We start from the raw sequence: 22,931 nt of genomic DNA, 5'->3' as shown, positions 1-22,931 counted from the left end.
TATGTCAGGACCTGACCCGCCGTCCCCGGTTGGGTTCATAAGGCCCGCGTGGCGCGGATCGGGCATGGAACAGATATTGCGCCCCCGCCCGCCAACGGCTACGCCAAAGCCCATGAAACCCATCCGCCTCATGTCCGGTTTTCTGACGGTCGGCTTCTGGACATTGGCCAGCCGGGTGCTGGGCTTTGTGCGCGAGGTGATGATCCTGTCGCTGATCGGACCGGGACCGCTGATGGACGCGTTTGTGGCGGCCTTTCGACTGCCCAACATGTTCCGCCGCTTTTTCGCCGAGGGTGCGTTCAATGCCGCCTTTGTGCCGATGTTTTCGACCAAGCTGGAGGGTGACGAAGACCCCGCCCGCTTTGGCCGTGACGCGCTGAACGGGTTGGCGCTGATGACGCTGATGCTGACCGCACTTGCGATGATCTTTATGCCCGCGCTGGTCTGGGCGACGGCGGGTGGTTTTGATCAGGAACGGTTCGACCTGACGGTGGGCTTTGGGCGGATCGTGTTCCCCTATATCTTCTTCATGTCCCTGTCGGCGCTGTTTTCGGGCATCCTGAACGCGACGGGCCGGTTTGCGGCAGCCGCCGCCGCGCCTGTGTTGCTGAATGTGATGGTGATCGGGGCGATGGCCTCGGCCCATATTCTGGGCGCGGACGTCATCCAATGGCTGATCTGGGCTGTCCCGCTGGCCGGCATTGCGCAGCTTGGACTGACGTGGTCGGCGGCTGCCTCTGCCGGGTTTGCGCTGCGCCCCGGATGGCCGCGATGGACACCGGACATGCGCCAGATGGTGCGCACTGCGGTGCCTGCCGCACTTGCAACCGGGGTGATGCAGATCAACCTTGTCGTGGGTCAGATTGTCGCCAGCCAATATGATAATGCGGTCAGTTGGCTGTTTGCGGCAGACCGCCTGTATCAACTGCCCCTAGGCGTCGTCGGCATTGCGGTGGGCATTGTGCTGCTGCCGGACCTGTCGCGCAAGCTCAAGGCCGGGGATAGCGAAGGCGCACGCGAGGCCTATTCGCGGGCGTCGGAGTTTGCGATGGCCCTGACAATCCCCTCGGCGATTGCACTGATCGTCATCCCCTTGCCGCTGGTATCGGTGATGTTTAAACGCGGTGCCACTGGTGCCGATGATGCTGCCGCGATTGCCTTGGCGGTGTCGGTCTATGGGCTGGGGCTGCCCGCATTTGTACTGCAAAAGGTGCTGCAACCGCAATATTTCGCGCGCGGCGACACCAAGCGGCCTTTCTACTTTGCGGTGGTGGCGATGGTCATCAATGCTGGGCTGGCGATTGGACTGTCATCCGCAGTGGGCTGGCTGGCCCCGGCCATCGCAGCGACCGTTGCAGGGTGGGGGATGTTGGGCCTGCTGTATTGGGGATTGCGCGACAAGGGCGATATCGTTCAGCTGGACGCCCGCTATCGCAGCCGCCTGCCGCGGATCATCGTGTCAGCGCTGGTCATGGGCGTGGTGCTGTGGATTGCAGAGATCATGCTCACACCCGCCTTGGGGACAGATTATGTCCGCTATCTCGCGCTGCTTGGCCTGATTCTGATCGGGGCGGCGGCCTATTTCGGAGCAGCACAGGTCACGGGCGCACTGCGTGCGTCAGACCTGCGACAGGCTGTGCGCCGTTAACGACGGCGCAGACTGGCAAGGGCACGACCCATACCGCCCGGCATCACGAATGCCGTCAGTGCAAACCCGGCCACAAAGCCCGCCAACTCGCCGATCCACGCCCACCCGACCTGAAACAGCGCACCAAAGATCAACTGAAGTCCCATCAACACCCCGATCAGCACAAACGCCTGCCCCTGCGGCCCCCCACTTGCCACCTGCCGCTGCCAATACAGAAACGTATAGGTCCCGATCAGCCCGTAGACGCACGGATATGCCCCAACAAGCCAAGGCTGATCCGTCAGCAGTGCGAACACCAGCGCCCCAAATATCCCGCTCAACACAAACATCAGGATCACGGCCCACCCGCCCATAATCTCGCCCACCATCTTGCCCATGGCCAGCAAGATCACACAGGCGAACACCGTCGACGTGACGGACCCGTGCACAAACGGATAGGTCACAAATCGCGCCAAGTGTTCAGGCAGTAGCCGCCCATTCCCGGCCATGAAATCGAACGCCTCGCCCGAAAACGCATAAGTGTTGAGCGCATTGAGCCGCCAGCCCACGGCACCGGGACCACCAACCATGCCCGCCTCACCCAGTGAGAAGGCCAGTTCGGGCAGCGCCATGGCCACGAACAGCAGCCACACAGCGGGCGGCAAGGGATTGATCGGGCTGGGATCATGGTGGTCGGTCATAAGGGTCGCCTGCTTGACGGGTCTGCCCCCCATGGGTAAGGCAGCCCATCAGATTTGCCCAGAGGGTTCCCCCATGTCCGACACCACTTTTACACCCCGCGTCTTTTCCGGCATCCAGCCCTCGGGCGGGCTGACGCTTGGCAACTATCTGGGTGCGATCAAGCGGTTTGTGTCCATGCAGGACGAGGATTACGAGACGGTCTATTGCATGGTCGATCTGCACGCGATCACCGTGTGGCAGGACCCCAAGGCGCTGATGCACAACACGCGCGAGTTGGCCGCCGGTTTCATCGCATCCGGGATCAGCCCAGACAAATCGATCCTGATCAACCAGTCACAGGTGCCCGAGCACGCCCAATTGGGGTGGATCTTTAACTGTGTGGCCCGCATGGGCTGGATGCAGCGGATGACCCAGTTCAAGGACAAGGCGGGCAAGAATGCGCAGAACGCCTCGCTCGGGTTGTTTGGGTACCCGGCCTTGATGGCGGCTGACATTCTGGTTTATCACGCCACCCACGTGCCCGTAGGCGAGGACCAGAAACAGCACCTTGAGTTGACCCGCGACATCGCAACGAAGTTCAACCATGACTTTGGCGTGGATTTCTTTCCGATCACCGAACCGGTGATCAAGGGTGCCGCCACCCGTGTGATGTCCTTGCGCGACGGGTCCAAGAAAATGAGCAAATCCGACCCCTCCGATGCGTCGCGTATCAATATGACCGACGCGGCAGACACGATCGCCAAGAAGATCCGCAAAGCCAAGACCGATCCCGACGCCCTGCCCTCCGAAGCCAAGGGGCTGGAAGATCGCCCCGAGGCGCGCAATCTGGTCAACATCTATGCCGCACTCGCGGACATAAGTGTGGATCAGGTGTTGGCCGAACACGGGGGTGCCCAATTTGGCACCTTCAAACCCGCACTCGCCGATCTGGCGGTTGCCAAGCTGTCGCCCATCTCGGACGAGATGGCGCGGCTGATGGATGATGTGACCGAGATCGACAAGGTGTTGGCGCGTGGGGCCGAGCAAGCCCGCGAGATCACCACGCCAATCCTGAAAAAGACCTATGAGATCGTGGGGATGATCGGCAGCTGACGTGTGTGGACCGCCCGAGGATTGTTATCGCGCTGTATCCGTCCGCTATGACCCCTGAAGGGGTCACATTGCAAAGCACTGACCACTTAAGGTGACCACATGAGCGATCTTGTGACATGTGAAGATGGAAAGACGCGGTGCAACTTTCGCGTCAATGATCCTATCTTTACCCATTACCACGACACAACCTTCGGACGGCCCACCACGGACGACATCTATATCTTTCGCAAGATCTGCTTTGAGATCTTTGCCTCGGGCCTGTCCTTTCACGGAGTACTGACCAAGGCCGCGATCTTTGACGAGGCCTATAACAATTTCGATATGAATTTGGTCGCCGCATACGGCGACGCGGACGTTGAACGGCTGATGCAGGACGCCCGCCTCGTGCGCAACAAGGTCAAGATCACGGCTGTCATCAACAACGCCCGCTGCGCACTTGGGCTCGTGGACAAGTTTGGATCCCTCGCCGCGTTCCTGTGGCAATACGAACCGGACCCGGCCACCCGGCCTGACCCCGTGACCGCCGAGACGCTGCGCACCAACACGCAATCCGTCTATTCCGAGCGGCTGGCGCGTGACCTCAAGGCCCACGGTTTCAAGTTTGTTGGCCCTGTGTCGATGTATGGCGTGTTGCAGGGCTGTGGGCTGATCAATGACCACTTCGAGGGCTGCGATTTCCGCGCGCCCTGTGCGGCTGAACGTGCGGTCTTTACCGTGCCACAGCCCCCCGTAAACGCATCATAGGCGCAACCTGCGCAGACCGTAGGCGAGCATCAGAACCGACCCGACTCCGCCTACAATATAGGGCATGCGCAGCGCCAATGCGCGACCCAGGTCCGGCTCGGCCCAGGCCACGATCCAGCCACCCGCCAGCGCCCCAACAGGCATCATCCCCCAGCCAAAGAACCGGTAAAGCGCATTGACCCGCCCCAGCAGATCATCCGGGATCAGCCGTTGGCGATAGGACACGGTGACAACGTTCCATAGCAAGGCGGCAATCATCTCGACAAACAGGGCCACCGCGACGACGTAAGGGCTGGACGTCAGCGCGATCACCACAAACGGCACCGGCATCAGGCACAGTGCCAGCATAACGGCGCGCTGCCCCCCGATCCGGGCCACGACAAGCGGGCCGATAATGCCACCAACCACCCCACCTGCAGCTCCGGCCGTCAGCAGGATGCCATGGCCAACCGCGCTCAGCCCCATAACCTCTTGCGAGAACAGGATGAGGATCGTGACCGCCATGGTCGAAATCGCATTGATCAGCCCCAACATGATCGCAAGGCGCAACAATGTGGAATGGCCCCGCAGCCACTGCCAGCCTTCCACCACCTCGGGCCAGATGCGCCGCCGGGGCGGGGCGACACGACGCGGGATCGCGATGCACCACACAAGCCAAGCCGCAATCCCGAAAGTGATCGCATCCAGCGTAAAGGGGGCAGGCACCGCAAAGGCAATCAGAATACCGGCCAGCGGTGGGCCAACGAACGAGCCCATGATCTGCTCAACGCTCCACATCTGGCCATTGGCGGTCTCAAGGTCCGTCTTGGCAACAACCGAGGGCAGCACGGTCTGAGCGGCGTTATCGCGGATCACTTCGGCACATCCCAAAAGCATCGCAAGGCCCGACAGGGCAAGGATATAAGGCAGGGGATCACCCGCAGGCGGCAAGGCAGGCACCGACAGGATCATTGCAATGACCCCGCCGGTCAGCAGCAAGCGGAACACATCCGCCTGCACCATCAACAGCCGCCGATCATAGCGGTCGACCGCCACGCCCGCAGGGATCGACAGCAGCAACCACGGCAGCCGCGTCGCAAAGGCGACAAGGGCAATCAACGCAGGATCACGGGTGATCAGCGTCGCAAGCCAGGGAAAGGCCAGTGCCGACACACCATCGCCAAGGTTCGAGATGGCGGTGGCCGAGAACAGCAGGCGATAGGGGCGGTTGGATATGAGAAGGGCCATTGGCCCATCAGGGGCGCACGCGGACCCGGATGTCAAACGCAAACCTGTGACGCAAACGATCCGGTCGCATGACGAAGTAGGGCGCAACACGCGCACTGACCCAGCCCCCGGTGTCCGCGATGCGTCCGAAACCACGCACAAATCCTGCGCGCCTGTGCCTGTTGCCGGGTGGTGCGCACCCGCCTACCCTTCAGATCACAGTCGCATTCGCACGCAAGAGGCCACCATGACCGCAAAAGTTCCTGCCGGCACGCGCGTCGGCCACATCCACCTCAAGGTCACCGACCTTGAGCGGGCCATCCACTTTTACGGCAACGTCCTGGGATTCACGGTGACCCAACGCTATGGGGATCAGGCCGCGTTTCTGGCAGCGGGAAACTATCACCACCACATCGGCCTCAACACATGGCACTCGCGCGGGGCCGGGCCAGCCCCCGAGCGGGCGGCGGGGCTTTACCACAGCGCGTTCCTATTTCCCGACCGCGCCTCGCTTGGGGCTGCGCTGCAACGGGTGCTGGATCATGGCACACCCTTGGATGGGGCCGCAGATCACGGGGTGTCCGAGGCCGTCTATATACGCGACCCCGACGGCAACGGGGTCGAGCTTTACCGTGACCGTGATCCGGCGGAATGGCCCCACGATGTGGATGGTGCCTTGAAAATGGTCAACGCGCCGCTCGATGTCGCTGCGTTGCTCGCAGAGGCGGGCTGATCTTGCTCGCCTCTGCGATTTCAGCCACCTTGCGCGCACGCTGAAACGGGAACGGCCATGCGCACAGGATTTTACCATGATGAACGCACCATGTGGCATGCCGGGGGCGATTATGCCTTTACCGTGCCCCTTGGAGGTCTGGTGCAACCCCTTGCCGCTGGCGGTCTGCCCGAAAGCCCTGAAACCAAGCGCCGCCTCAAGAACCTGATGGAGGTGACCGGGTTGATGAGCGACCTGCATGTCTGCTCAGCACCTGAGGCGACACACGCCCAATTGCGCCGCGTGCATCCCGAAAGCTACCTGTCCAACTTCAAGGCCCTTTCGGACGATCACGGCGGCGAAATCGGGCATCATGCGCCCTTTGCCAAAGGGGGGTACGAACTGGCCGCGCTGTCCGCCGGGTTGACCACTGCGGCAGTTGAGAGTGTCCTTGATGGCACCCATGAAAATGCCTACGCCCTGTCGCGCCCGCCCGGACATCATTGCCGCGCGGACGCGCCCATGGGGTTCTGCCTGATGGCCAATATCGCCATCGCAATCGAAGCAGCCAAGGCCACCCGCCCCGACCTGCGCGTTGCGGTGCTGGACTGGGACGTGCACCACGGTAACGGAACTGAGTCGATTTTCTATGACCGGGCGGATGTGTTCACCCTGTCGATGCACCAAGAAGGCAACTATCCGCTCGACACTGGGGCGCTGGCGGATCGGGGCACCGGGGCGGGTGAAGGATATAATCTCAATCTGCCATTGCCAGCGGGGGCCGGGCACACCACCTATCAGCACAGCCTTGACCGGGTGATTATCCCGGCAATCAGGGCCTTCAACCCGGACCTGATCATAGTGGCCTGCGGCTTTGACGCGGGCGCGGTGGATCCCTTGGCCCGGATGCTTGCCACAGCGGACACGTTTCGCCAGATGACGTTGAAGATCAAAGCACTGGCCGAAGATATCTGCGACGGAAACCTCGTGCTGAGCCACGAGGGGGGCTATTCCGAAGTTTACGTACCCTTCTGCGGTCACGCCACGATCGAGGCGCTGTCGGGCAGTTCGATCACCGCGCCTGATCCGATGAAACGCGCCCTTGACGCGCGTCAGCCAGGCCCACGCTTTGACGCCTTCCTGCGCAACGAAATCGACCATATGGCCGAACAACTTGGTCTCTAACCTCTTGACGTCGCAGCCCATCGCCACGACATGATCCCCAACCATGTAAAAAGGCGTAACATATGCCCACCCCGAACCCCGATGCGCTCGATTTCCTGCTCAGCCGCCGCTCGCGCCCGGCCAAGACGCTGACAACACCCGTGCCCGACCGCGCAACAGTGCAGAAAATCCTGACCGCCGCAGCGCGCACTCCCGACCACGGCAAGTTGGAGCCCTGGCGTTTTGTTGTGCTGGGCGCAGGCGCGATGCCGCGGCTCGCCGATCTGGCAGAGCAACGCGGGCGCGCCCTCGGGCTGGATGCGGAACAAATCACCAAGGGCCGCACGCAATTCGATCAAGGTAACCTCGCCATTGCAGTCATCGAGGTGCAAAAACCATCCGAAAAAATTCCGCCCCTCGAACAGACCTACTCTGCCGGGGCGGTCTGCCTTGCCTTGCTGAACGCAGCCCTTGCCGCCGGATGGGGTGCCAATTGGCTGAGCGGCTGGCCAAGCCATGACCGCGGGTTCATGGAGCAGGCGCTTGACCTCGCCCCGCACGAAAAGATCGCCGGTTTCATCCATATCGGAACCGAAACAAGCACCCCGCCGGATCGGCCACGCCCCGATCTGGGTGCCATCACCACGTGGGTCGAGACATGATCATCACCTCCTTCTTTGCTGCGCTTGGACAGATTGGCGATGCCCGGTTTCGCCGCGTGCTGTTGCTGGGTGTTGCGCTCACCATTGCCTTGCTGATCGCGGCGACCTCGGGCCTTGTCTGGCTGATCGGGTCGCTTACTGCGGACAGTGTCAGCGTGCCATGGGTCGGCACGATCACGTGGCTGGATGATATCGTCAGTTGGGGGTCGTTCTTTCTGTTCTTTGGCCTGTCGATTTTTCTGATGATGCCGGTGGCGTCGGCCATCACCTCCATGTTTCTGGACGAGGTGGCGCAGGCGGTCGAGGATCGGCACTACCCTCACCTGCCCCCCGCCAACAGCGTGCCGATTGGCGACGCGGTCGTGGATACGCTTAACTTTATGGGGGTGCTGATCGGGGCAAATCTGCTCGCGCTGATCCTCTATGTGTTTTTCGCCCCGCTTACGCCCTTTATCTTCTGGGGGCTGAACGGGTTCCTGCTGGGCCGGGAATATTTCACGCTGGCGGCGATGCGCCGGGTCGGACGGGTCCATGCCAAGGAATTGCGGCGCGCCCATACCGGCACCATATGGCTGGCGGGGACGCTGATGGCGATCCCCCTATCCATACCATTGATAAACCTACTGATACCGATCATCGGGGCGGCGACTTTCACCCACCTTTTTCACAAGATCACAGAGGCGCAATCGCCCGATCAAACCAGCTCATATCGCTGAGGGAAATCCATCCCGACAGGATAATCCCCGCCACGGTAATCCACAGAACCAGTGCGACCCACGTCACAATCCACGCCTTGCGCCTGGTGTGATGATGTTCGGGCGCGCCCGCATGGGTGCCCGGTTCCACCTGACCCAGATCACCTTGGGTTTGCACCTTGATCGGCAGCGAGATCAGGAAGCACATCCACCAGATCACAGCATAGAGGACGAGGGCTGATGTAATACCCATCAGACTTGCTCAAGCTCGACAAGGCAGCCGTTGAAGTCCTTTGGATGCAGGAACAGGACGGGTTTGCCGTGGGCCCCAATCTTGGGCTCACCGCTGCCCAGAACACGCGCGCCGGTCGATTGCAGGTGATCGCGGGCGGCCAGAATGTCATCAACCTCGTAACAGATATGGTGAATACCGCCAGCGGGGTTCTTTTCCAGAAAGCCATTGATGGGGCTGTCCTCACCCAAAGGGTAAAGCAGCTCGATCTTGGTGTTGGGCAGTTCGATGAAGATGACGGTGACTCCGTGATCGGGTTCGTCCTGCGGCGCACCAACGGCAGCCCCCAAAGCCCCCCGATATTGCGCGGCGGCAGCGTCCAAATCGGGAACCGCAATCGCGACATGATTCAAGCGACCAATCATCTGGAGACTCCTTTGGTTTGATGTTGCGCCCTTATCGCCAAGCACGGAATATCACGCAAGAGCAGGCGTTAACTTGCTGTTAGCTAAGGGCCCGTAACGTCAGGTCCAGAGTTCAGCCGGAGGAAGTGATGGATACGACGGACCCGTTCAAGCCAATTTACCCTGCCCCAACCGCGATGCGTCCCCTTTTGGGGCTGACCGTATTGGTCATCGAAGACAGTCGGTTCGCCTGTGAGGCGCTGCGATTGCTGTGTTTGCGCAGCGGGGCGCGCATTCGGCGGGCCGACACGTTGCGCTCTGCGCGTCGCCATTTGCAGGTTTATCGGCCCACGGTGGTGATCGTGGATGTGGGTCTGCCTGATGGCAGCGGCAGTGATCTGATCCGCGAGCTGTCGGAATCGGGCAATCGCCCGGAGGTGATTCTGGGCACATCGGGTGACATCGACCGCGAAGGGATCGTGTTGGACGCGGGTGCCGATGGTTTCATGGCCAAGCCCGTTGTGTCGCTGAGTGTTTTTCAGGACACGATCCTGTCCCATCTGCCGCTGGATCGGCGTCCGAATGGGCCGCGCTCTGTGCCCAACGACGTTGTCGAACCTGACCCGATTGCCTATCGCGATGACATGGCCCATGTCGCCGATGTACTCGAAGGGGCAAGCGATGTGCGCGCGCTTGATTACGTTGCACAATTCCTCAGCGGCGTGGCGCGCAGTGCAGCGGACGATGAACTGATGATGGCCAGTGCCGCATTGGCCGCCAAACGGGCACGCGGCGACTCCGCCGCGTCCGAGGCAGCGACTGTAGCTGGCTTGGTTCAGGAACGGTTGGCCGAGAAAATAGCGATCTGATTGGTCAGGACCCGGCGAGGGTCGGATCGTCTGCCACGCGGACCAGTCGGGTCATATCGGCAAGGCTTTCGTTCTGCCTGCCTTGCGCATCAAAGTTGGCCGGGTTCAACCAGACGCCAAACGCTTCCTTGAGCGCGGGCCACTCCGCGTCGATGGCCGCGAACCAGGCCGTGTCGCGATTGCGCCCCTTGACCACTGCCGCTTGGCGAAAGACGCCCTCATAGCTGAACCCAAGGCGTTGCGCGGCCCGGCGCGAGCCTGCGTTCATCGCATTGCACTTCCATTCAAAACGGCGATACCCGGCCTCAAAGGCCCAGCCCATCATCAAATACAATGCCTCGGTGGCCGCCCGGGTCTTTTGCAAGGCCGGGCTGAAGTTGATGTGGCCCACTTCGATACTGCCCGCCTCGGGGGCGATTCGCAGGAAACTCGCAACACCCTCGAAGGCACCGCTGGTGTGGTTCTTGATGGCGTAAAACTGCGTGCCTTCCCCCATCTCGATCTCGCGGATCCACCGATAATACTGCGCCGAAGACGAAAACGGCCCATAGGGCAGGAAATCCCAGACATGATCGTGACCGACAAAAGGCTGATACAACAAAGCCGCATGCGTGTCCGCCACCAGCGGCTCAAGCGTGGCGTATTGCCCTGTCAGGATCGTGGTCGCATCCGGCACAGGCGGCGGCGTCCAATTGGGCACGGGGGCATCGTTAATCTGATAAATTCCGGTCATGGCCGGACGTTAGGCGGAGTTCCGCGCAACGCCAAGGGGTTTCGATGCGGATATCGTGCTGATCTGCTTATCACCGACAAAAGGCGCGCTCATCAATGAAAGCGCGCCCTTGAAGCATCATACAGTGCCGTTCACCTAGTCCTGCGGAATGATCCGCAGCCCAAGCTCCATCAGCTGATCGCTTGTCGGCTCGGACGGTGCATCCATCATCAGGTCTTCGGCGCGTTGGTTCATGGGGAACAGGATCACCTCACGGATGTTCTGTTCACCCGCCAGCAGCATGACGATCCGGTCGATGCCCGCTGCACAGCCGCCATGGGGTGGCGCGCCGTATTGGAACGCGTTGACCATGCCACCGAACCGCTTGCGCACTTCGCTTTCATCGTAACCTGCGATCTCGAACGCCTTGAACATGATCTCGGGTCGGTGGTTCCGGATCGCGCCCGACACCAGTTCGTACCCATTGCAGGCCAGATCATACTGGAACCCAAGTACGTCGAGCGGATCGCCCTGCAACGCCTCCATCCCGCCTTGAGGCATCGAGAACGGGTTGTGTTCAAAGTCGATCTTGCCGGTTTCCGCGTCCTGTTCGTAGATCGGGAAATCGACGATCCAGGCAAAGGCGAACCGGTTTTCATCAACCAGCTTCAATTCTTCGCCAATCACATTGCGCGCACGGCCCGCTATGGCCTCGAACGTCTTGGGTTTGCCGCCAAGGAAGAACGCGGCATCGCCCACGCCCAGACCAAGTTGCTGGCGGATCGCTTCGGTCCGCTCGGGGCCGATATTCTTGGCAAGCGGGCCTGCCGCTTCCATCCCTTCGCCCTGATCACGCCAGAAGATATAACCCATACCGGGCAACCCTTCTTTCTGCGCATAGGCGTTCATCCGGTCACAGAACTTGCGCGACCCGCCACCCGGTGCGGGGATCGCGCGAATTTCGGTGCCGTCCTGTTCCAGCAGCTTGGCAAAGATCGCAAAACCAGACCCTGCAAAGTGATCGGACACCACCTGCATCTTGATCGGGTTGCGCAGGTCGGGCTTGTCAGAGCCATACCACAGGGCCGCATCACGGTAGCTGATCTGCTCCCATGTCTCGGGTGCGTCGACGTTTTTGCCGCCCCCAAATTCCTCGAACACGCCCGCCAGAACGGGTGCAATCGTGTCGAACACGTCCTGTTGCGTGACAAACGACATCTCGAGGTCGAGTTGGTAGAAATCGGTGGGCGAACGGTCGGCACGCGGGTCTTCATCGCGGAAACAAGGCGCGATCTGGAAATACTTGTCGAACCCCGACACCATCAACAGCTGTTTGAACTGTTGCGGGGCCTGCGGCAGCGCATAGAACTTGCCCGGATGCAGACGCGACGGCACAAGGAAATCGCGCGCGCCTTCGGGGGACGAGGCCGTGATGATCGGCGTCTGATATTCGCGGAAATCGCGATCCCACATGCGCTTGCGGATCGAGGCGACCACGTCGCTGCGCATCTTCATGTTGTCCTGCATCTTTTCACGACGCAGATCGAGATAGCGATAGCTCAGCCGCGTTTCTTCGGGATATTCCTGATCGCCGAACACCATCAGCGGCAATTCCGCCGAAGTGCCCAGCACCTCAAGATCGCGCACGAACACCTCAATTTCGCCCGTCGGGATTTTCGCGTTCACAAGGGACGCATCGCGCGCCTTCACCGTACCGTCAATGCGAATACACCACTCACTGCGCACCTTCTCGACCTCGGCGAACACCGGGCTGTCGGGGTCGCACAGCACTTGCGTGATCCCGTAGTGGTCGCGCAGGTCGATGAACAGCACGCCGCCATGGTCGCGCACCCGGTGCACCCAGCCCGACAGGCGCACAGTATCACCCACGTCTGCCGAGGTCAGCGCGGCACAAGAATGAGAGCGGTAAGCATGCATCGGATTGGTCCCTTCGGGCGTGTCAAGATCGGCGCAGATACACCGGGCAGGGGGTGGAAAGTCAAGGCGACAAAGCCTGTGCACCCATGCTAATACGGGCAAAAAGCAAGGGGCGCGCGATGAGCGACAGACAATCAAAGGGGATGGCCGTGCGCCGCACCGTTTTGGGGGACGCACATGTGGACCGCGCCGAGGCTGCGAAAACGCCGTTTGACGCTCCCTTTCAGGACCTCATTACCGAGGGCGCGTGGGGTACGGTCTGGGCCAGCGATGCGATTTCGTTGCGTGAGCGCTCGATGCTGACGCTGGCATTGCTCGCTGCGACGGGCAATTTCGACGAAATCCCCATGCACATCCGCGCCTGTGCCCGGACCGGAGCATCCCCACAGGACGTCGCCGAAGCCTTTCAGCACGTGGCAATCTATGCAGGCGTGCCCCGCGCCAATCATGCGCTCAAACTCGCCAAACAGACCTTTGCCGAGATGGAGGCCGAGGCATGAGCAACGGCCCCCTGTTTCACCGCAACCGCGATCGTCACCCCAAGGCGCTGACGCCCGAGTACAAGACGAGCGTGGTGCGGTCCCCGCAAAAGGCGCTGCTGTCGATGCCAACCACCCTGTCCGAAGAAACGGGACCCGTCTTTGGTCACGACATTCTCGGGACAAACGACAATGACCTGATCGTGAATTATGCCGCTGCCGGGGAGATGGCAATTGGGCAGCGCATCATCGTGCACGGCCGGGTTCTGGATGAAAACGGACGCGGCGTGCCCGGCGCGTTGATCGAGGTGTGGCAGGCCAATGCCGGGGGGCGCTATCGCCACGCCAAGGAAGGCTATATCGCCGCACTTGACCCCAACTTTGGCGGCTGCGGGCGCACCATCACCGATGATCAGGGCGGCTACAGCTTTCGCACGATCAAGCCCGGCGCTTACCCTTGGCCGAACGGGGTGAATGATTGGCGCCCCGCCCATATCCACTTTTCCGTCTTTGGCCGCAGCTTTGGTCAACGGTTGATCACCCAGATGTATTTCGAGGGCGATCCGTTGATCCCGCTATGCCCGATTGTGCGCACGATCACCGACCCCGACGCCGTCAGCCAATTGATCGCGCCGCTTGATATGAACAACACCGTGCCAATGGATGCGCGCGCCTACAGGTTCGACATCGTGCTGCGCGGACGGCGGTCAACCGTGTTCGAAAACCGGATGGAGGGGAGTTGATGCAACGCCTGACCCACCTCAACGAAAGCCCCTCACAGACTGCGGGGCCCTATGTCCACATCGGGTGCGTTCCGAATTTTGCAGGGATAACAGGGGTGTATGACGCCGACCTGGGTGCGACCATGGTCAATGGCGAAACCAGAGGCGAGCGGATCACCATCACCGGCACTGTGTTTGACGGAACCGGCACGCCGCTGCGTGATGCGATGATCGAGCTGTGGCAGGCGGATACGCATGGCCTTTATGCGGGCCGCGATGGGGCCGACCCGAATTTCACCGGATGGGGTCGCGTGGCCTGCGATACAGAGACGGGGCAATGGTCGATGCACACGATCCGTCCCGGCGCGGTGCCGTTCCCTGACGGGCGCATGATGGCCCCTCATATCTCGATCTGGCTGGTAGCGCGCGGCATCAATATCGGCTTGCAAACGCGGATGTATTTCCCGGATGATCCAAGGCTGGCACAGGATCCGTGGCTGACGCGGATCGAACATCAAAACCGGCTTCCAACGCTTGTCGCGCGGGAAACGACCCCCCACGAATTTCAGTTCGATATCCACCTGCAAGGGCCGAACGAGACGATCTTTTTCGACGTTTGAGCATGAAAAAAGGCGCGGGGTGTGATGCCCCGCGCCTTTTCATCTTGTCGTGTCAGGCTCAGGCCAGATCGAAACGGTCCAGTTCCATCACCTTGACCCATGCGGCGACGAAATCGTTCACGAATTTCGACTGCGCATCGTCCTGCGCATAGAACTCGGCCACCGCGCGCAATTGCGAGTTTGAGCTAAAGACGAGATCGACGCGGGTGCCGGTCCACTTGACCTCATCCGTTTTGCGATCGCGACCCTCGAACGTGTTGCCATCATCGGTCTTGGGTTTCCACTTGATCCCCATGTCCATGAGAACCTTGAAGAAATCATTGTTCAGCGCACCGGGCGTGTTGGTAAACACACCATGGGATGTGCCGCCGTGATTGGCCTCCATCATCCGCAAACCGCCGACAAGTACCGCCATTTCGGGTGTGGTCAGGGTCAGCAACTGGGCGCGATCCACCAGCAATTCCTCGGCGGACATGCTGAATTCTTGCGCCATGTAGTTGCGGAAGCCGTCGGCTTTGGGTTCAAGCGGCTCAAAGCTTTCGGTGTCCGTCCACTCTTGAGTGGCATCACCCCGACCGGGTGTGAAGGGCACGGTGACATCGTGACCGCCCGCCTTTGCCGCAGCCTCGACCGCGGCACCACCCGCCAGCACAATCAGATCGGCCAGCGAGATTTTCTTGGCACCTTTGGCGTCGAAATCCGCCTTGATCCCTTCCAACGCGCTCAGCACTTTGGCCAGTTGCGCAGGTTGGTTGACGTCCCAATCCTTTTGCGGGGCAAGACGCACACGTGCGCCATTCGCGCCCCCGCGCCGGTCCGACCCACGATAGGTCGAGGCAGACGCCCACGCGGCACCCACCAGTTCGGACGTGCTCAGACCTGCATCCATCACAGCCGCCTTGAGAGCTGCAACATCCGCATCATCCACCAGTGGATAATCAGGCGTTGGCACAGGGTCCTGCCAGATCAATGTCTCGTCCGGCACTTCGGGGCCGTGATAGCACTGGATCGGGCCCATGTCGCGGTGGGTCAGCTTGAACCATGCACGCGCAAATGCGTCTGCAAACTTGTCAGGATTGGCGTGGAAATCGCGGCTGATCTTTTCATAAGCCGGGTCCATGCGCATCGCCATGTCCGCCGTCGTCATCATCAGTTTGACGCTGCCATTCCCGTCAACCTGGGGGGCGTGATCGTCCTCGGACAAACCTTTGGCCTGCCATTGATGTGCGCCTGCGGGGCTTTTGGTCAGTTCCCACTCGTACCCGAACAGCACATCGAAATAGGACATGTCCCATTGCGTCGGCGTCGGGGTCCATGGCCCTTCGATCCCGGATGTGATCGCATCCACACCCTTGCCGGATTTATGGGTGGACAGCCAGCCAAGGCCCTGATTTTCGATGGGCGCGCCTTCGGGCTCGGTGCCGACCAGCGACGCATCGCCATTGCCGTGCGATTTGCCGAAAGTGTGGCCACCCGCAACCAGTGCAACGGTTTCCTCGTCGTTCATGGCCATGCGTGCAAAGGTCTCGCGGATGTCACGACCCGACCCAAGCGCGTCCGGGTTGCCGTCAGGCCCCTCGGGGTTCACGTAAATCAGGCCCATTTGCACAGCCGCCAGCGGGTTTTCAAGAACGCGGTCGCCGGTATAGCGGCTGTTGGGGCCGCCCGACTCTTCAAGCCATTCCTTTTCAGCACCCCAATAGATGTCTTCTTCGGGTTCCCACACGTCCGGGCGACCGCCCGCAAAGCCAAAGGTCTTGAACCCCATGGACTCCAGCGCGCAGTTGCCTGCCAGGATCATCAGATCCGCCCATGAAATGCCATTGCCGTATTTTTCCTTGATCGGCCACAACAGGCGGCGCGCTTTATCGAGGTTGCCATTGTCGGGCCACGAATTCAGCGGCGCAAAGCGCTGCGTGCCGGATGTGGCCCCGCCACGGCCATCCGACGTACGATATGTACCAGCCGAGTGCCATGCCATGCGGATGAAAAGTGGACCGTAGTGCCCGTAGTCCGCAGGCCACCAATCCTGGCTGTCCGTCATCAGCGCAAAGAGATCTTCCTTGACCGCCTTCAGGTCAACCTTGCTGAATGCCTCGGCATAGTCAAAGTCGCCACCCATCGGATCAAGGGTCGGGGCATTCTGGTGCAAGACCTTCAGGTTCAGTTGATTGGGCCACCAATCGCTGTTGGATTGCACGCCAAGGGTGTGCAGATTTACCCCGTGGATCACCGGGCACTTGCCGCCATCATTTCCGTCCATTGTCATCTCCGATCATTGGTTGTCTGCGCTGAAGCTAAGTCCAGATTGGAATCGTTCTAGCCTTGCATTGCATTTATCTTATGCGCGCCAAAACACATGCGATTCTATTCAATTCTTGCTATGCTGTTTTGACATTGCGCAAATCCTATCAATATCACTTAATAAGATTAAGTTATATTTTCTGATTGCTGTGATAACCGATGACTATGAAAAATATCACCCTGCGCCAACTCCGCTATTTCGAAGCCCTTGCCCGCGAGGCGCATTTCGGACGCGCGGCAGACAGCTGTGCCATCTCTCAGCCCGCTTTGTCTGTACAGATCAAGGAATTGGAGGACACACTCGGCCTGCAACTCTTTGAGCGGACCCCCAAACAGGTGCGCTTGACGCCCTCCGGGGTTGCGTTTGCGGCACGCGCCCGCGTTGTATTGGATCAGGTGCAGCAGATGGGCGAGTGGGCCAAGGCAGTGCGCGGCGGCTTGCTCGAACGGTTGCGCCTTGGTGTCATTCCCACCATCGCACCATATATGCTGCCCAAATTGATCGGCAATCTGACCGCGTGCTTTCCCGAGATGGATATTGACGTGCGCGAAACCATCACACCTCGCCTGCTTGAGGAACTGATGGACAGCCGCCTTGATGCCGCCATCGTCGCCTTGCCCATTGATGAACCAAGCCTGATCGAAGTGCCGCTTTTTACCGAAGAAATGGTGCTGGTCCGCAGCGATGCGCCCGACCCACCCGAGCCACTCAGCACAGAGGCGCTGAACGATATGCGCCTGTTGTTGCTGGAGGAAGGCCACTGTTTTCGCGATCAGGCGCTGTCGTTTTGCAACATAAACGCAACGCGACCGCGCGACGGGCTTGATGGCAGTTCCCTGTCGACACTGGTGCAGATGGTGGGTGCCGGGATCGGCGCGACTTTGATCCCCGAAATGGCTATTGGGGTCGAAACACGTGCGACAGCTGTCCATGTGTCTCGTTTCACGGCACCTGCCCCGACGCGCACCATCGGGCTGATCTGGCGCAAGGCGAACCCGATGGGCGACGCCCTGCGCGACATCGCCGAGGTTGTGCGCAAAACACGAGCCTGAGGGATTATGTGTTTGGCCCGCGGCAGGCACCTCGGTCACAAAGAATGTCATTTTCGCGGTGCAAAGCGATTTGATCCCCTTGCAGTCCCCTCCGACTCGGACTACACGCACCCCACCAACTGGCGCGGGATGGAGCAGCCCGGTAGCTCGTCAGGCTCATAACCTGAAGGTCGTAGGTTCAAATCCTACTCCCGCAACCAAAAACCGACACCCCGCCCGTAAAACGGCGGGGTTCGTCGTTTTACGGGCGGGCAACTCTGGGATCGCGGCCAATTCCCATACAGTTCAATAGTATGTCCGCCCTGTGCTCCACCAATAGGATGCGGTCGCACCCCCGATACCAGCCGCCGGACGAGCTCTAAAGCTTCATCGGAGGTGGCCCTGCCGTTCAAATGCTCGACAAGGGTGCCAATGTTGGCTCGATAGATTGCGGCCAGCGCCGGATGCAGGACAACAGGGTCGTCGGTAGGATGGGCTGCCGGCCCTCCCTACGACTCAGCTTTGCGCGCTTCCAGATCATCCATTTTGTTTTCATCCAACTGTTGAACATCACTTCGGTGATGGCCGTCACGATCTGTTCGATTTGTTGGGTCACCTTTTTTTGACCCGCCTCCAAGACCGTTCGATCTGACATCACTTCTCGCTCCAAACCTTTCCGCTCGCGGTGGTACTCTTCGATAAACTCCGCCACCATGTCAGGGTGCATCAGTTTGGGCATGAAACCAGACAGGATCCCGGGTCTCGGCATTGTCGCGCCCGATGAGTTTGCGATTGGCGCATGTACCCTTGTTACAGGTTGAGGGGTAGCCATGTCTCGTCTTACTCATCAGCGTTGATGATAATCGGCTCCGTCAAAACCATCTATTTGCGGTCCGGCTGTTCTCCAACTGAGGAGCCAGGCGACTAAGAGAAGCCGCTTTAGCAACGAACAGCTCATTCGTGGACCAGGCGAACGTGAGCGGACAGTTGGAACCAAGACACCGATAGCGATCACATAAGTGCCAAAACCTGAACAGGGCTAACCTAAATTAGCGGACCCTAAGGGGAACAGGTCAAGCGCACTGGCCTGATTTCAGGATGCTAGGTCAATTTGTATATAATAAGTTGAAGTCATGTCCCCAGTCAGTATGGGGCCCCTATTCCTCGCGGAAAGCCCGATTCAACTGTTCCGTCAGGGGTTTGGTCAGGTAACTCATCACGGTGCGGTCATCCGTCTTGATGAACGCCTCGATCGGCATGCCCGGCACCAGCGCGACATCGCCAAGCCGGGCGATCTGGGCGGAGTCGAGGGCAAGGGTAACCTGATAATAGCTTGCGCCGGTGACCTCATCGACCGACGTATTGGCGGCCACGTTGCTGACATGCCCATAAAGTTCGGGTGTCGTGCGCTGATTGAAGGCAGGAAAGCGCATCGTGGCCTCTTGCCCGACAAACACCTGATCAATGGAAACCGGCGCGATGCGGGCTCGGAAGGTGAGGCCCAGATCAGAAGGGATGATCTGCAGGATTGTGCCGCCGGGCGGGACCACGCCGCCGATGGTCGTCACCTGCATTTCGTGGATACGGCCCGAATTGGGGGCGATGATGCGAATACGATCCAGCTGTTTCTGGGTCGACGTGATTTGCTGGCGCAGCTCTTGAACTGAGGTTTTGACGTCGCGCAATTCGGTCACGACCTCTTCCTTTGAGCGGCGCTCGCCCTGCAACATCTCAAGCTCGGTGTCGCGGATCGAGTTCTGGATGCGCGCCAGTTCGGACCGGTGTTCGGCCACCTGCCCCAGCAAATCGGCCTTGTTGCGTTGCAGGGCCAGCAGTTGTCCAGCGCGCGCAAGTCCCTTGTCCATCAGCGTCTGGACCACGCCCAGCTCGTCCTCTACCAGCGCGAGTTGCTGGTCCTTGGCCTCGATCAGTGCACGTACACCGGCGATCTGGTTTTCGAATTGCCGCACCTTTTCCCGCAATTGTTCCTTGCGCCCTTTTTCAAGCATCACCCGGGCGTCAAAGACCTGTTCCTGCCCGGTGCGGTGCACATCAAAGTCGATGCCCTCGATCATCGGGTCGGGCGTTTCAAAATCGATCTGCGGCATCCCGGCCTGTTCGGCGATCAGCCGGTCGCGCTGTGCGATCCCTTCGGACAGGCGGGTCTTGTAGATTTCGATATTGGCACGCAGCAACGTGTCATCGAGCATCAGCAACACGTCCCCCTGTTGCACGGCATCCCCGTCTGCCACATAAATCGTGTCGATTAGCCCGCCATCCAGATGTTGCACCGATTTCGGCTTGCCCACGACCTCGACCTGCCCACTGCCGATGACGGCACCGCTGATCTCTGTTGCGCCAGCCCAAAAGCCTGCGACCCCCAGCAGTCCAGCGAATGCGGTCAACCCGAACAGGGCTGTGGCCCGTCCGCTGGTGCGCAAGGTGAAAGGGGCTTGAGGTTCGGGCATGTGGCTCAGCTTTCCTGCTTCGGGGTGGTGTCCGGGCTACGGCGACGGGTGGCAGTTTGCAGGATTTTGTCCTTTTCCCCGAATTCCGCGACCCGGCCCGCATGCAGCACCAGCACTTTGTTGACTGCGTGGATTGCGCTTGAGCGGTGCGCCATGACGATCACGGTCGATCCAGCCTCGCGCAATGTCACAATGGCTTGGGACAGCGCGTCATCGCCGCTTGCATCAAGGTTCGAGTTCGGCTCGTCCAGCACCACGTAGCGCGGCATGCCAAAGATGGCCCGCGCCAACCCGATACGCTGTAATTGGCCACCCGACAGTGGTGGGTTTTCGTATGATAACCGGGTTGCGTACCCGTCAGGCAATTGCAGCACCATGTCGTGCACGCCTGCGATCTTGGCCGCCTCGATCACCGCCCCATCGTCGGCTTGCGGATCAAAGCGGGCGATGTTGTCTCGAATGGTGCCTGCCAGCAGTTCGAGGTTCTGGGGCAAATAGCCGATATGTTTGCCAAGGGCCGTTTCGGCCCATTGGTCCAGCGTGGCCCCGTCCAGCCGCACAGTGCCTGCATCGGGTACCCACGCGCCCACGAGGATACGCGCCAAAGTGGATTTGCCGGACGCGCTTGGACCGATCACCCCAACCGCATCACCGGGTGCGAGATAAAAGGACACCTCGTCCAGAATGGGGGGCCGCTCGCCCCGTTCGGCCATGGGCGCGAATTTCGTGACACCCGACACATGCAAATGCCCCTCGGGCGGGGGCAGATCGACGGTCGGTCGCTTTGCCGCCTGCCCGTCAAACAGCGCCTTGAGCCGCTTGTGCGCCTCGCGCATCCGCACGATCGAGCGCCACTGCCCGATCACCGCGTCAACCGGCGCAAGTGCCCGGCCTGCAATGATCGAGGCGGCCACGATCATCCCCGCGGAAATCTCCTGTTGCAGCGCCAGATAACCGCCAAGCCCCAGAAGGGCCGATTGCAAGAGCAGGCGGAAGGATTTGGAAAACGCTGCATAGCCCTCGGCTCGGTCGCTGCCGGTTTGCCCAACCGCAAGGCCTTCGCGGTGCATATCGCTCCAGCGGCCCGTGATGCGCCCAGCCATACCAAGGGGCACGATGGCCTCGGCGTTGCGCCGACTTTGGTCAACGAAGTGACTTTCGGCCCCATCCATGCGCATAGCTTGGGCGTGGTAATCCTTGGTGGTGAGCTGGTTGAGCAGGGCAACAACCGTGACCACCCCCACCCCTGCAATGGCCAGCATCCCCAGCCACGGGTGGATCAGGAACACGACGCCAAGGTAAAACGGGATCCACGGCGTATCAAACAATCCCAGCATCGCAGGGCTTGGCAGGAACCCCCGCACCACGGCTAGATCATTCAGCGGACGACTGGTCTCACCACCGGGCATGAGGGCGGAGCGGACCCAAAGCTCATGTGTTTCCTGCCCCACTTCCTGATCAAGCCGCAACCCAGCCCGTGACAGGGCCCGGGTGCGCAGGAAGTCGTAAAGCCCTAGGAACATGAACAGTACGACCACGATCAGGAACAACCCCTGCAACGTGGCCACAGACCCGCTCGACAACACCCGGTCATAGACCTGCAACATGAACATCGGCCCTGTCAGCATCAGAATATTCACGCAGGCGCTGAACAACGCCACGGTCACCATCGTGCCGCGCAAGCGCCGCCAGGCGTTGCGATAAGGGGTGTCGAGGTGTGGGTTCAGCCGTTGATCGCTCATGTCATGCTAGTAGAACGAGAACTGGTCATCATCCAGTGCTGCCAGCTGCGTGCCCGCAAGGAACAAACGATCTCCGTCGCCAAAGTCGAACAGGACTCCGCCCCTGGTTTCACGAGCCGAGCCAAGCAGATCGTCAAAGCTCTCGATCCCCTCGACCCGCAGCGCGATCTCGTCCCCTTCGATAAAGGACCGGCGTGTGGCGCGCGAGACCTCGAAGTCGTAGATCGTGTCGCGCCCGTCGCCGGTTCCAAACTCGAATCGGTCCGACCCGCGCCCGCCGAACAGCGCATCGCGCCCTGCCCCGCCCCGGATCACGTCATCACCCGACTCGCCAAAGATCGTGTCGCGGCCCTGGCCGCCGTCGATAGTGTCCGCGCCGCTGCCCCCAAAAAGAACATCGCGCCCGCGCCCGCCCGAGACAAAATCATCGCCCCGACCGCCAAACAGCAGGTCGCTGCCGCTGCCGCCCGACAGAAGGTCATCACCACGCCCGCCAAACAGCAGGTCAGTGCCGCGCCCGCCACCCTGCGAGTTGTCAAAGTCGTTGCTGACCTCGATACTCACGGTGGCCGTATCGGTGTTTGTCCCGTCGCTGACCGTGTAGGTGAACTGATCCGTACCCTCGAAATCAAAGCCGGCCAGATAGCTGACAACCCCGTTTTCGAAACCCACCGTGCCCGGCCCGCTATAGGCCACGTCGATGATCGACAGCGCATCGCCGTCCCCATCCTGTAACCCGTCACGGCCTTTGAGACAGACAGCATTGTTTTGCTAAGGGAGTGTCTTTCGCTCATCGTAACCCTTG

General features: G+C 60.6%; 23 protein-coding genes, 1 tRNA gene and 1 pseudogene. 13 read left to right on the top strand and 12 right to left on the bottom strand.

The window, feature by feature from the left end; genetic code table 11:
• The first annotated feature begins 112 nt into the window (after positions 1-112).
• Positions 113-1,648, top strand: a complete 1,536-nt coding sequence (murJ, locus tag Q0859_RS14270) for a murein biosynthesis integral membrane protein MurJ (RefSeq protein WP_299152162.1) — start codon at positions 113-115, stop codon at positions 1,646-1,648.
• On the opposite strand, the gene Q0859_RS14265 is transcribed toward murJ, so the two are convergent.
• The gene (locus Q0859_RS14265; protein WP_299152161.1) at positions 1,645-2,328 is read right to left on the bottom strand and encodes a rhomboid family intramembrane serine protease; all 684 of its coding nucleotides are present in this window, start codon (positions 2,326-2,328) and stop codon (positions 1,645-1,647) included. The two genes, murJ and Q0859_RS14265, sit on opposite strands and share 4 nt — an antisense overlap.
• Positions 2,329-2,401: 73 nt before the next feature.
• On the opposite strand from Q0859_RS14265, the gene trpS reads away from it, so the two are divergent.
• Together trpS and Q0859_RS14255 are read left to right on the top strand one after the other, a co-directional pair.
• The gene (gene trpS, locus Q0859_RS14260; RefSeq protein ID WP_299152160.1) at positions 2,402-3,421 is read left to right on the top strand and encodes a tryptophan--tRNA ligase; all 1,020 of its coding nucleotides are present in this window, start codon (positions 2,402-2,404) and stop codon (positions 3,419-3,421) included.
• Positions 3,422-3,520: 99 nt separating this feature from the next.
• Complete coding sequence (locus tag Q0859_RS14255; RefSeq protein ID WP_299152159.1) at positions 3,521-4,165, top strand: DNA-3-methyladenine glycosylase I; 645 nt, start codon at positions 3,521-3,523, stop codon at positions 4,163-4,165.
• Here the strand turns inward: Q0859_RS14255 and Q0859_RS14250 are convergent.
• On the bottom strand, positions 4,160-5,392 hold the full coding sequence (locus Q0859_RS14250; protein ID WP_299152158.1) for an MFS transporter: 1,233 nt from the start codon (positions 5,390-5,392) through the stop codon (positions 4,160-4,162). The two genes, Q0859_RS14255 and Q0859_RS14250, sit on opposite strands and share 6 nt — an antisense overlap.
• A 226-nt stretch (positions 5,393-5,618) precedes the next feature.
• Between Q0859_RS14250 and Q0859_RS14245 the strand changes: the two genes are divergently transcribed.
• From Q0859_RS14245 to Q0859_RS14230, 4 genes are all read left to right on the top strand, one after another.
• Positions 5,619-6,104 carry a VOC family protein gene (locus Q0859_RS14245; RefSeq protein ID WP_299152540.1) on the top strand — a complete coding sequence of 162 codons (486 nt, stop codon included), beginning with the start codon at positions 5,619-5,621 and terminating at the stop codon, positions 6,102-6,104.
• Positions 6,105-6,161: 57 nt separating this feature from the next.
• Positions 6,162-7,268, top strand: coding sequence for a class II histone deacetylase (locus tag Q0859_RS14240; RefSeq protein WP_299152157.1), 1,107 nt, complete (start codon positions 6,162-6,164; stop codon positions 7,266-7,268).
• A gap of 62 nt (positions 7,269-7,330) precedes the next feature.
• Positions 7,331-7,909 carry a nitroreductase gene (locus Q0859_RS14235; RefSeq protein ID WP_299152156.1) on the top strand — a complete coding sequence of 193 codons (579 nt, stop codon included), beginning with the start codon at positions 7,331-7,333 and terminating at the stop codon, positions 7,907-7,909.
• Entirely contained in the window at positions 7,906-8,625 is a 720-nt protein-coding gene (locus Q0859_RS14230; protein WP_299152155.1) for an EI24 domain-containing protein, read from the top strand. Before Q0859_RS14235 ends, Q0859_RS14230 begins: the two co-directional genes overlap by 4 nt.
• On the opposite strand, the gene Q0859_RS14225 is transcribed toward Q0859_RS14230, so the two are convergent.
• Together Q0859_RS14225 and mce are read right to left on the bottom strand one after the other, a co-directional pair.
• A complete protein-coding gene (locus tag Q0859_RS14225; RefSeq protein ID WP_299152154.1) occupies positions 8,582-8,857 on the bottom strand; it encodes a DUF1467 family protein in 276 nt (91 codons plus the stop codon). The two genes, Q0859_RS14230 and Q0859_RS14225, sit on opposite strands and share 44 nt — an antisense overlap.
• The gene (gene mce / locus Q0859_RS14220; protein WP_299152153.1) at positions 8,857-9,261 is read right to left on the bottom strand and encodes a methylmalonyl-CoA epimerase; all 405 of its coding nucleotides are present in this window, start codon (positions 9,259-9,261) and stop codon (positions 8,857-8,859) included. The genes Q0859_RS14225 and mce overlap by 1 nt, the downstream gene beginning before the upstream one ends.
• 128 nt (positions 9,262-9,389) lie before the next feature.
• On the opposite strand from mce, the gene Q0859_RS14215 reads away from it, so the two are divergent.
• The gene (locus Q0859_RS14215; RefSeq protein WP_299152152.1) at positions 9,390-10,109 is read left to right on the top strand and encodes a response regulator; all 720 of its coding nucleotides are present in this window, start codon (positions 9,390-9,392) and stop codon (positions 10,107-10,109) included.
• Positions 10,110-10,113: 4 nt separating this feature from the next.
• Here the strand turns inward: Q0859_RS14215 and Q0859_RS14210 are convergent, their stop codons facing one another.
• Both Q0859_RS14210 and aspS read right to left on the bottom strand, forming a co-directional pair.
• Positions 10,114-10,842: a GNAT family protein gene (locus tag Q0859_RS14210; RefSeq protein ID WP_299152151.1), complete on the bottom strand. Its 729-nt coding sequence runs from the start codon at positions 10,840-10,842 to the stop codon at positions 10,114-10,116.
• A 135-nt stretch (positions 10,843-10,977) separates the two neighbouring features.
• Positions 10,978-12,759 (bottom strand): aspartate--tRNA ligase, encoded by a 1,782-nt coding sequence (aspS, locus tag Q0859_RS14205; RefSeq protein ID WP_299152150.1) that lies wholly within the window; start codon positions 12,757-12,759, stop codon positions 10,978-10,980.
• Between the two features lie 119 nt (positions 12,760-12,878).
• Between aspS and pcaC the strand changes: the two genes are divergently transcribed.
• Genes pcaC through pcaG form a run of 3 tightly spaced genes read left to right on the top strand, consistent with a single transcriptional unit; the run spans position 12,879 to position 14,580 of the window.
• Positions 12,879-13,259 carry a 4-carboxymuconolactone decarboxylase gene (gene pcaC / locus Q0859_RS14200; RefSeq protein WP_299152148.1) on the top strand — a complete coding sequence of 127 codons (381 nt, stop codon included), beginning with the start codon at positions 12,879-12,881 and terminating at the stop codon, positions 13,257-13,259.
• The gene (gene pcaH / locus Q0859_RS14195; protein ID WP_299152145.1) at positions 13,256-13,981 is read left to right on the top strand and encodes a protocatechuate 3,4-dioxygenase subunit beta; all 726 of its coding nucleotides are present in this window, start codon (positions 13,256-13,258) and stop codon (positions 13,979-13,981) included. The genes pcaC and pcaH overlap by 4 nt, the downstream gene beginning before the upstream one ends.
• Positions 13,981-14,580, top strand: a complete 600-nt coding sequence (gene pcaG / locus Q0859_RS14190) for a protocatechuate 3,4-dioxygenase subunit alpha (RefSeq protein WP_299152143.1) — start codon at positions 13,981-13,983, stop codon at positions 14,578-14,580. Before pcaH ends, pcaG begins: the two co-directional genes overlap by 1 nt.
• A 58-nt stretch (positions 14,581-14,638) precedes the next feature.
• On the opposite strand, the gene katG is transcribed toward pcaG, so the two are convergent.
• Entirely contained in the window at positions 14,639-16,843 is a 2,205-nt protein-coding gene (gene katG / locus Q0859_RS14185) for a catalase/peroxidase HPI (protein WP_299152141.1), read from the bottom strand.
• A gap of 206 nt (positions 16,844-17,049) precedes the next feature.
• Here katG and Q0859_RS14180 point away from each other — a divergent pair, with 206 nt between their 5' ends.
• Together Q0859_RS14180 and Q0859_RS14175 are read left to right on the top strand one after the other, a co-directional pair.
• Positions 17,050-17,937 carry a hydrogen peroxide-inducible genes activator gene (locus Q0859_RS14180; RefSeq protein WP_299152139.1) on the top strand — a complete coding sequence of 296 codons (888 nt, stop codon included), beginning with the start codon at positions 17,050-17,052 and terminating at the stop codon, positions 17,935-17,937.
• Positions 17,938-18,060: 123 nt separating this feature from the next.
• Positions 18,061-18,137, top strand: a tRNA-Met gene (locus Q0859_RS14175).
• 188 nt (positions 18,138-18,325) lie between these two features.
• On the opposite strand, the gene Q0859_RS14170 is transcribed toward Q0859_RS14175, so the two are convergent.
• The 5 genes and pseudogenes from Q0859_RS14170 to Q0859_RS14150 form a co-directional block, all read right to left on the bottom strand.
• Positions 18,326-18,655 (bottom strand): hypothetical protein, encoded by a 330-nt coding sequence (locus tag Q0859_RS14170; protein ID WP_299152137.1) that lies wholly within the window; start codon positions 18,653-18,655, stop codon positions 18,326-18,328.
• A 418-nt stretch (positions 18,656-19,073) separates the two neighbouring features.
• Entirely contained in the window at positions 19,074-20,384 is a 1,311-nt protein-coding gene (locus tag Q0859_RS14165; protein WP_299152135.1) for an HlyD family type I secretion periplasmic adaptor subunit, read from the bottom strand.
• Positions 20,385-20,389: 5 nt separating this feature from the next.
• Complete coding sequence (locus Q0859_RS14160) at positions 20,390-22,126, bottom strand: type I secretion system permease/ATPase (protein WP_299152134.1); 1,737 nt, start codon at positions 22,124-22,126, stop codon at positions 20,390-20,392.
• 6 nt (positions 22,127-22,132) lie between these two features.
• Complete coding sequence (locus tag Q0859_RS14155; protein ID WP_299152538.1) at positions 22,133-22,690, bottom strand: calcium-binding protein; 558 nt, start codon at positions 22,688-22,690, stop codon at positions 22,133-22,135.
• Positions 22,688-22,852: pseudogene (locus Q0859_RS14150) on the bottom strand (Ig-like domain-containing protein); the annotation flags it as partial. The pseudogene Q0859_RS14150 and the gene Q0859_RS14155, both read right to left, overlap by 3 nt.
• Positions 22,853-22,931: the final 79 nt, after the last annotated feature.

Origin of the sequence: uncultured Tateyamaria sp., assembly GCF_947497045.1 — a bacterium.
Taxonomy (GTDB): domain Bacteria; phylum Pseudomonadota; class Alphaproteobacteria; order Rhodobacterales; family Rhodobacteraceae; genus Tateyamaria.
The sequence above is the reverse complement of the archived record's forward strand: the minus strand, read 5'-3'. Positions and strand labels throughout refer to the sequence as shown.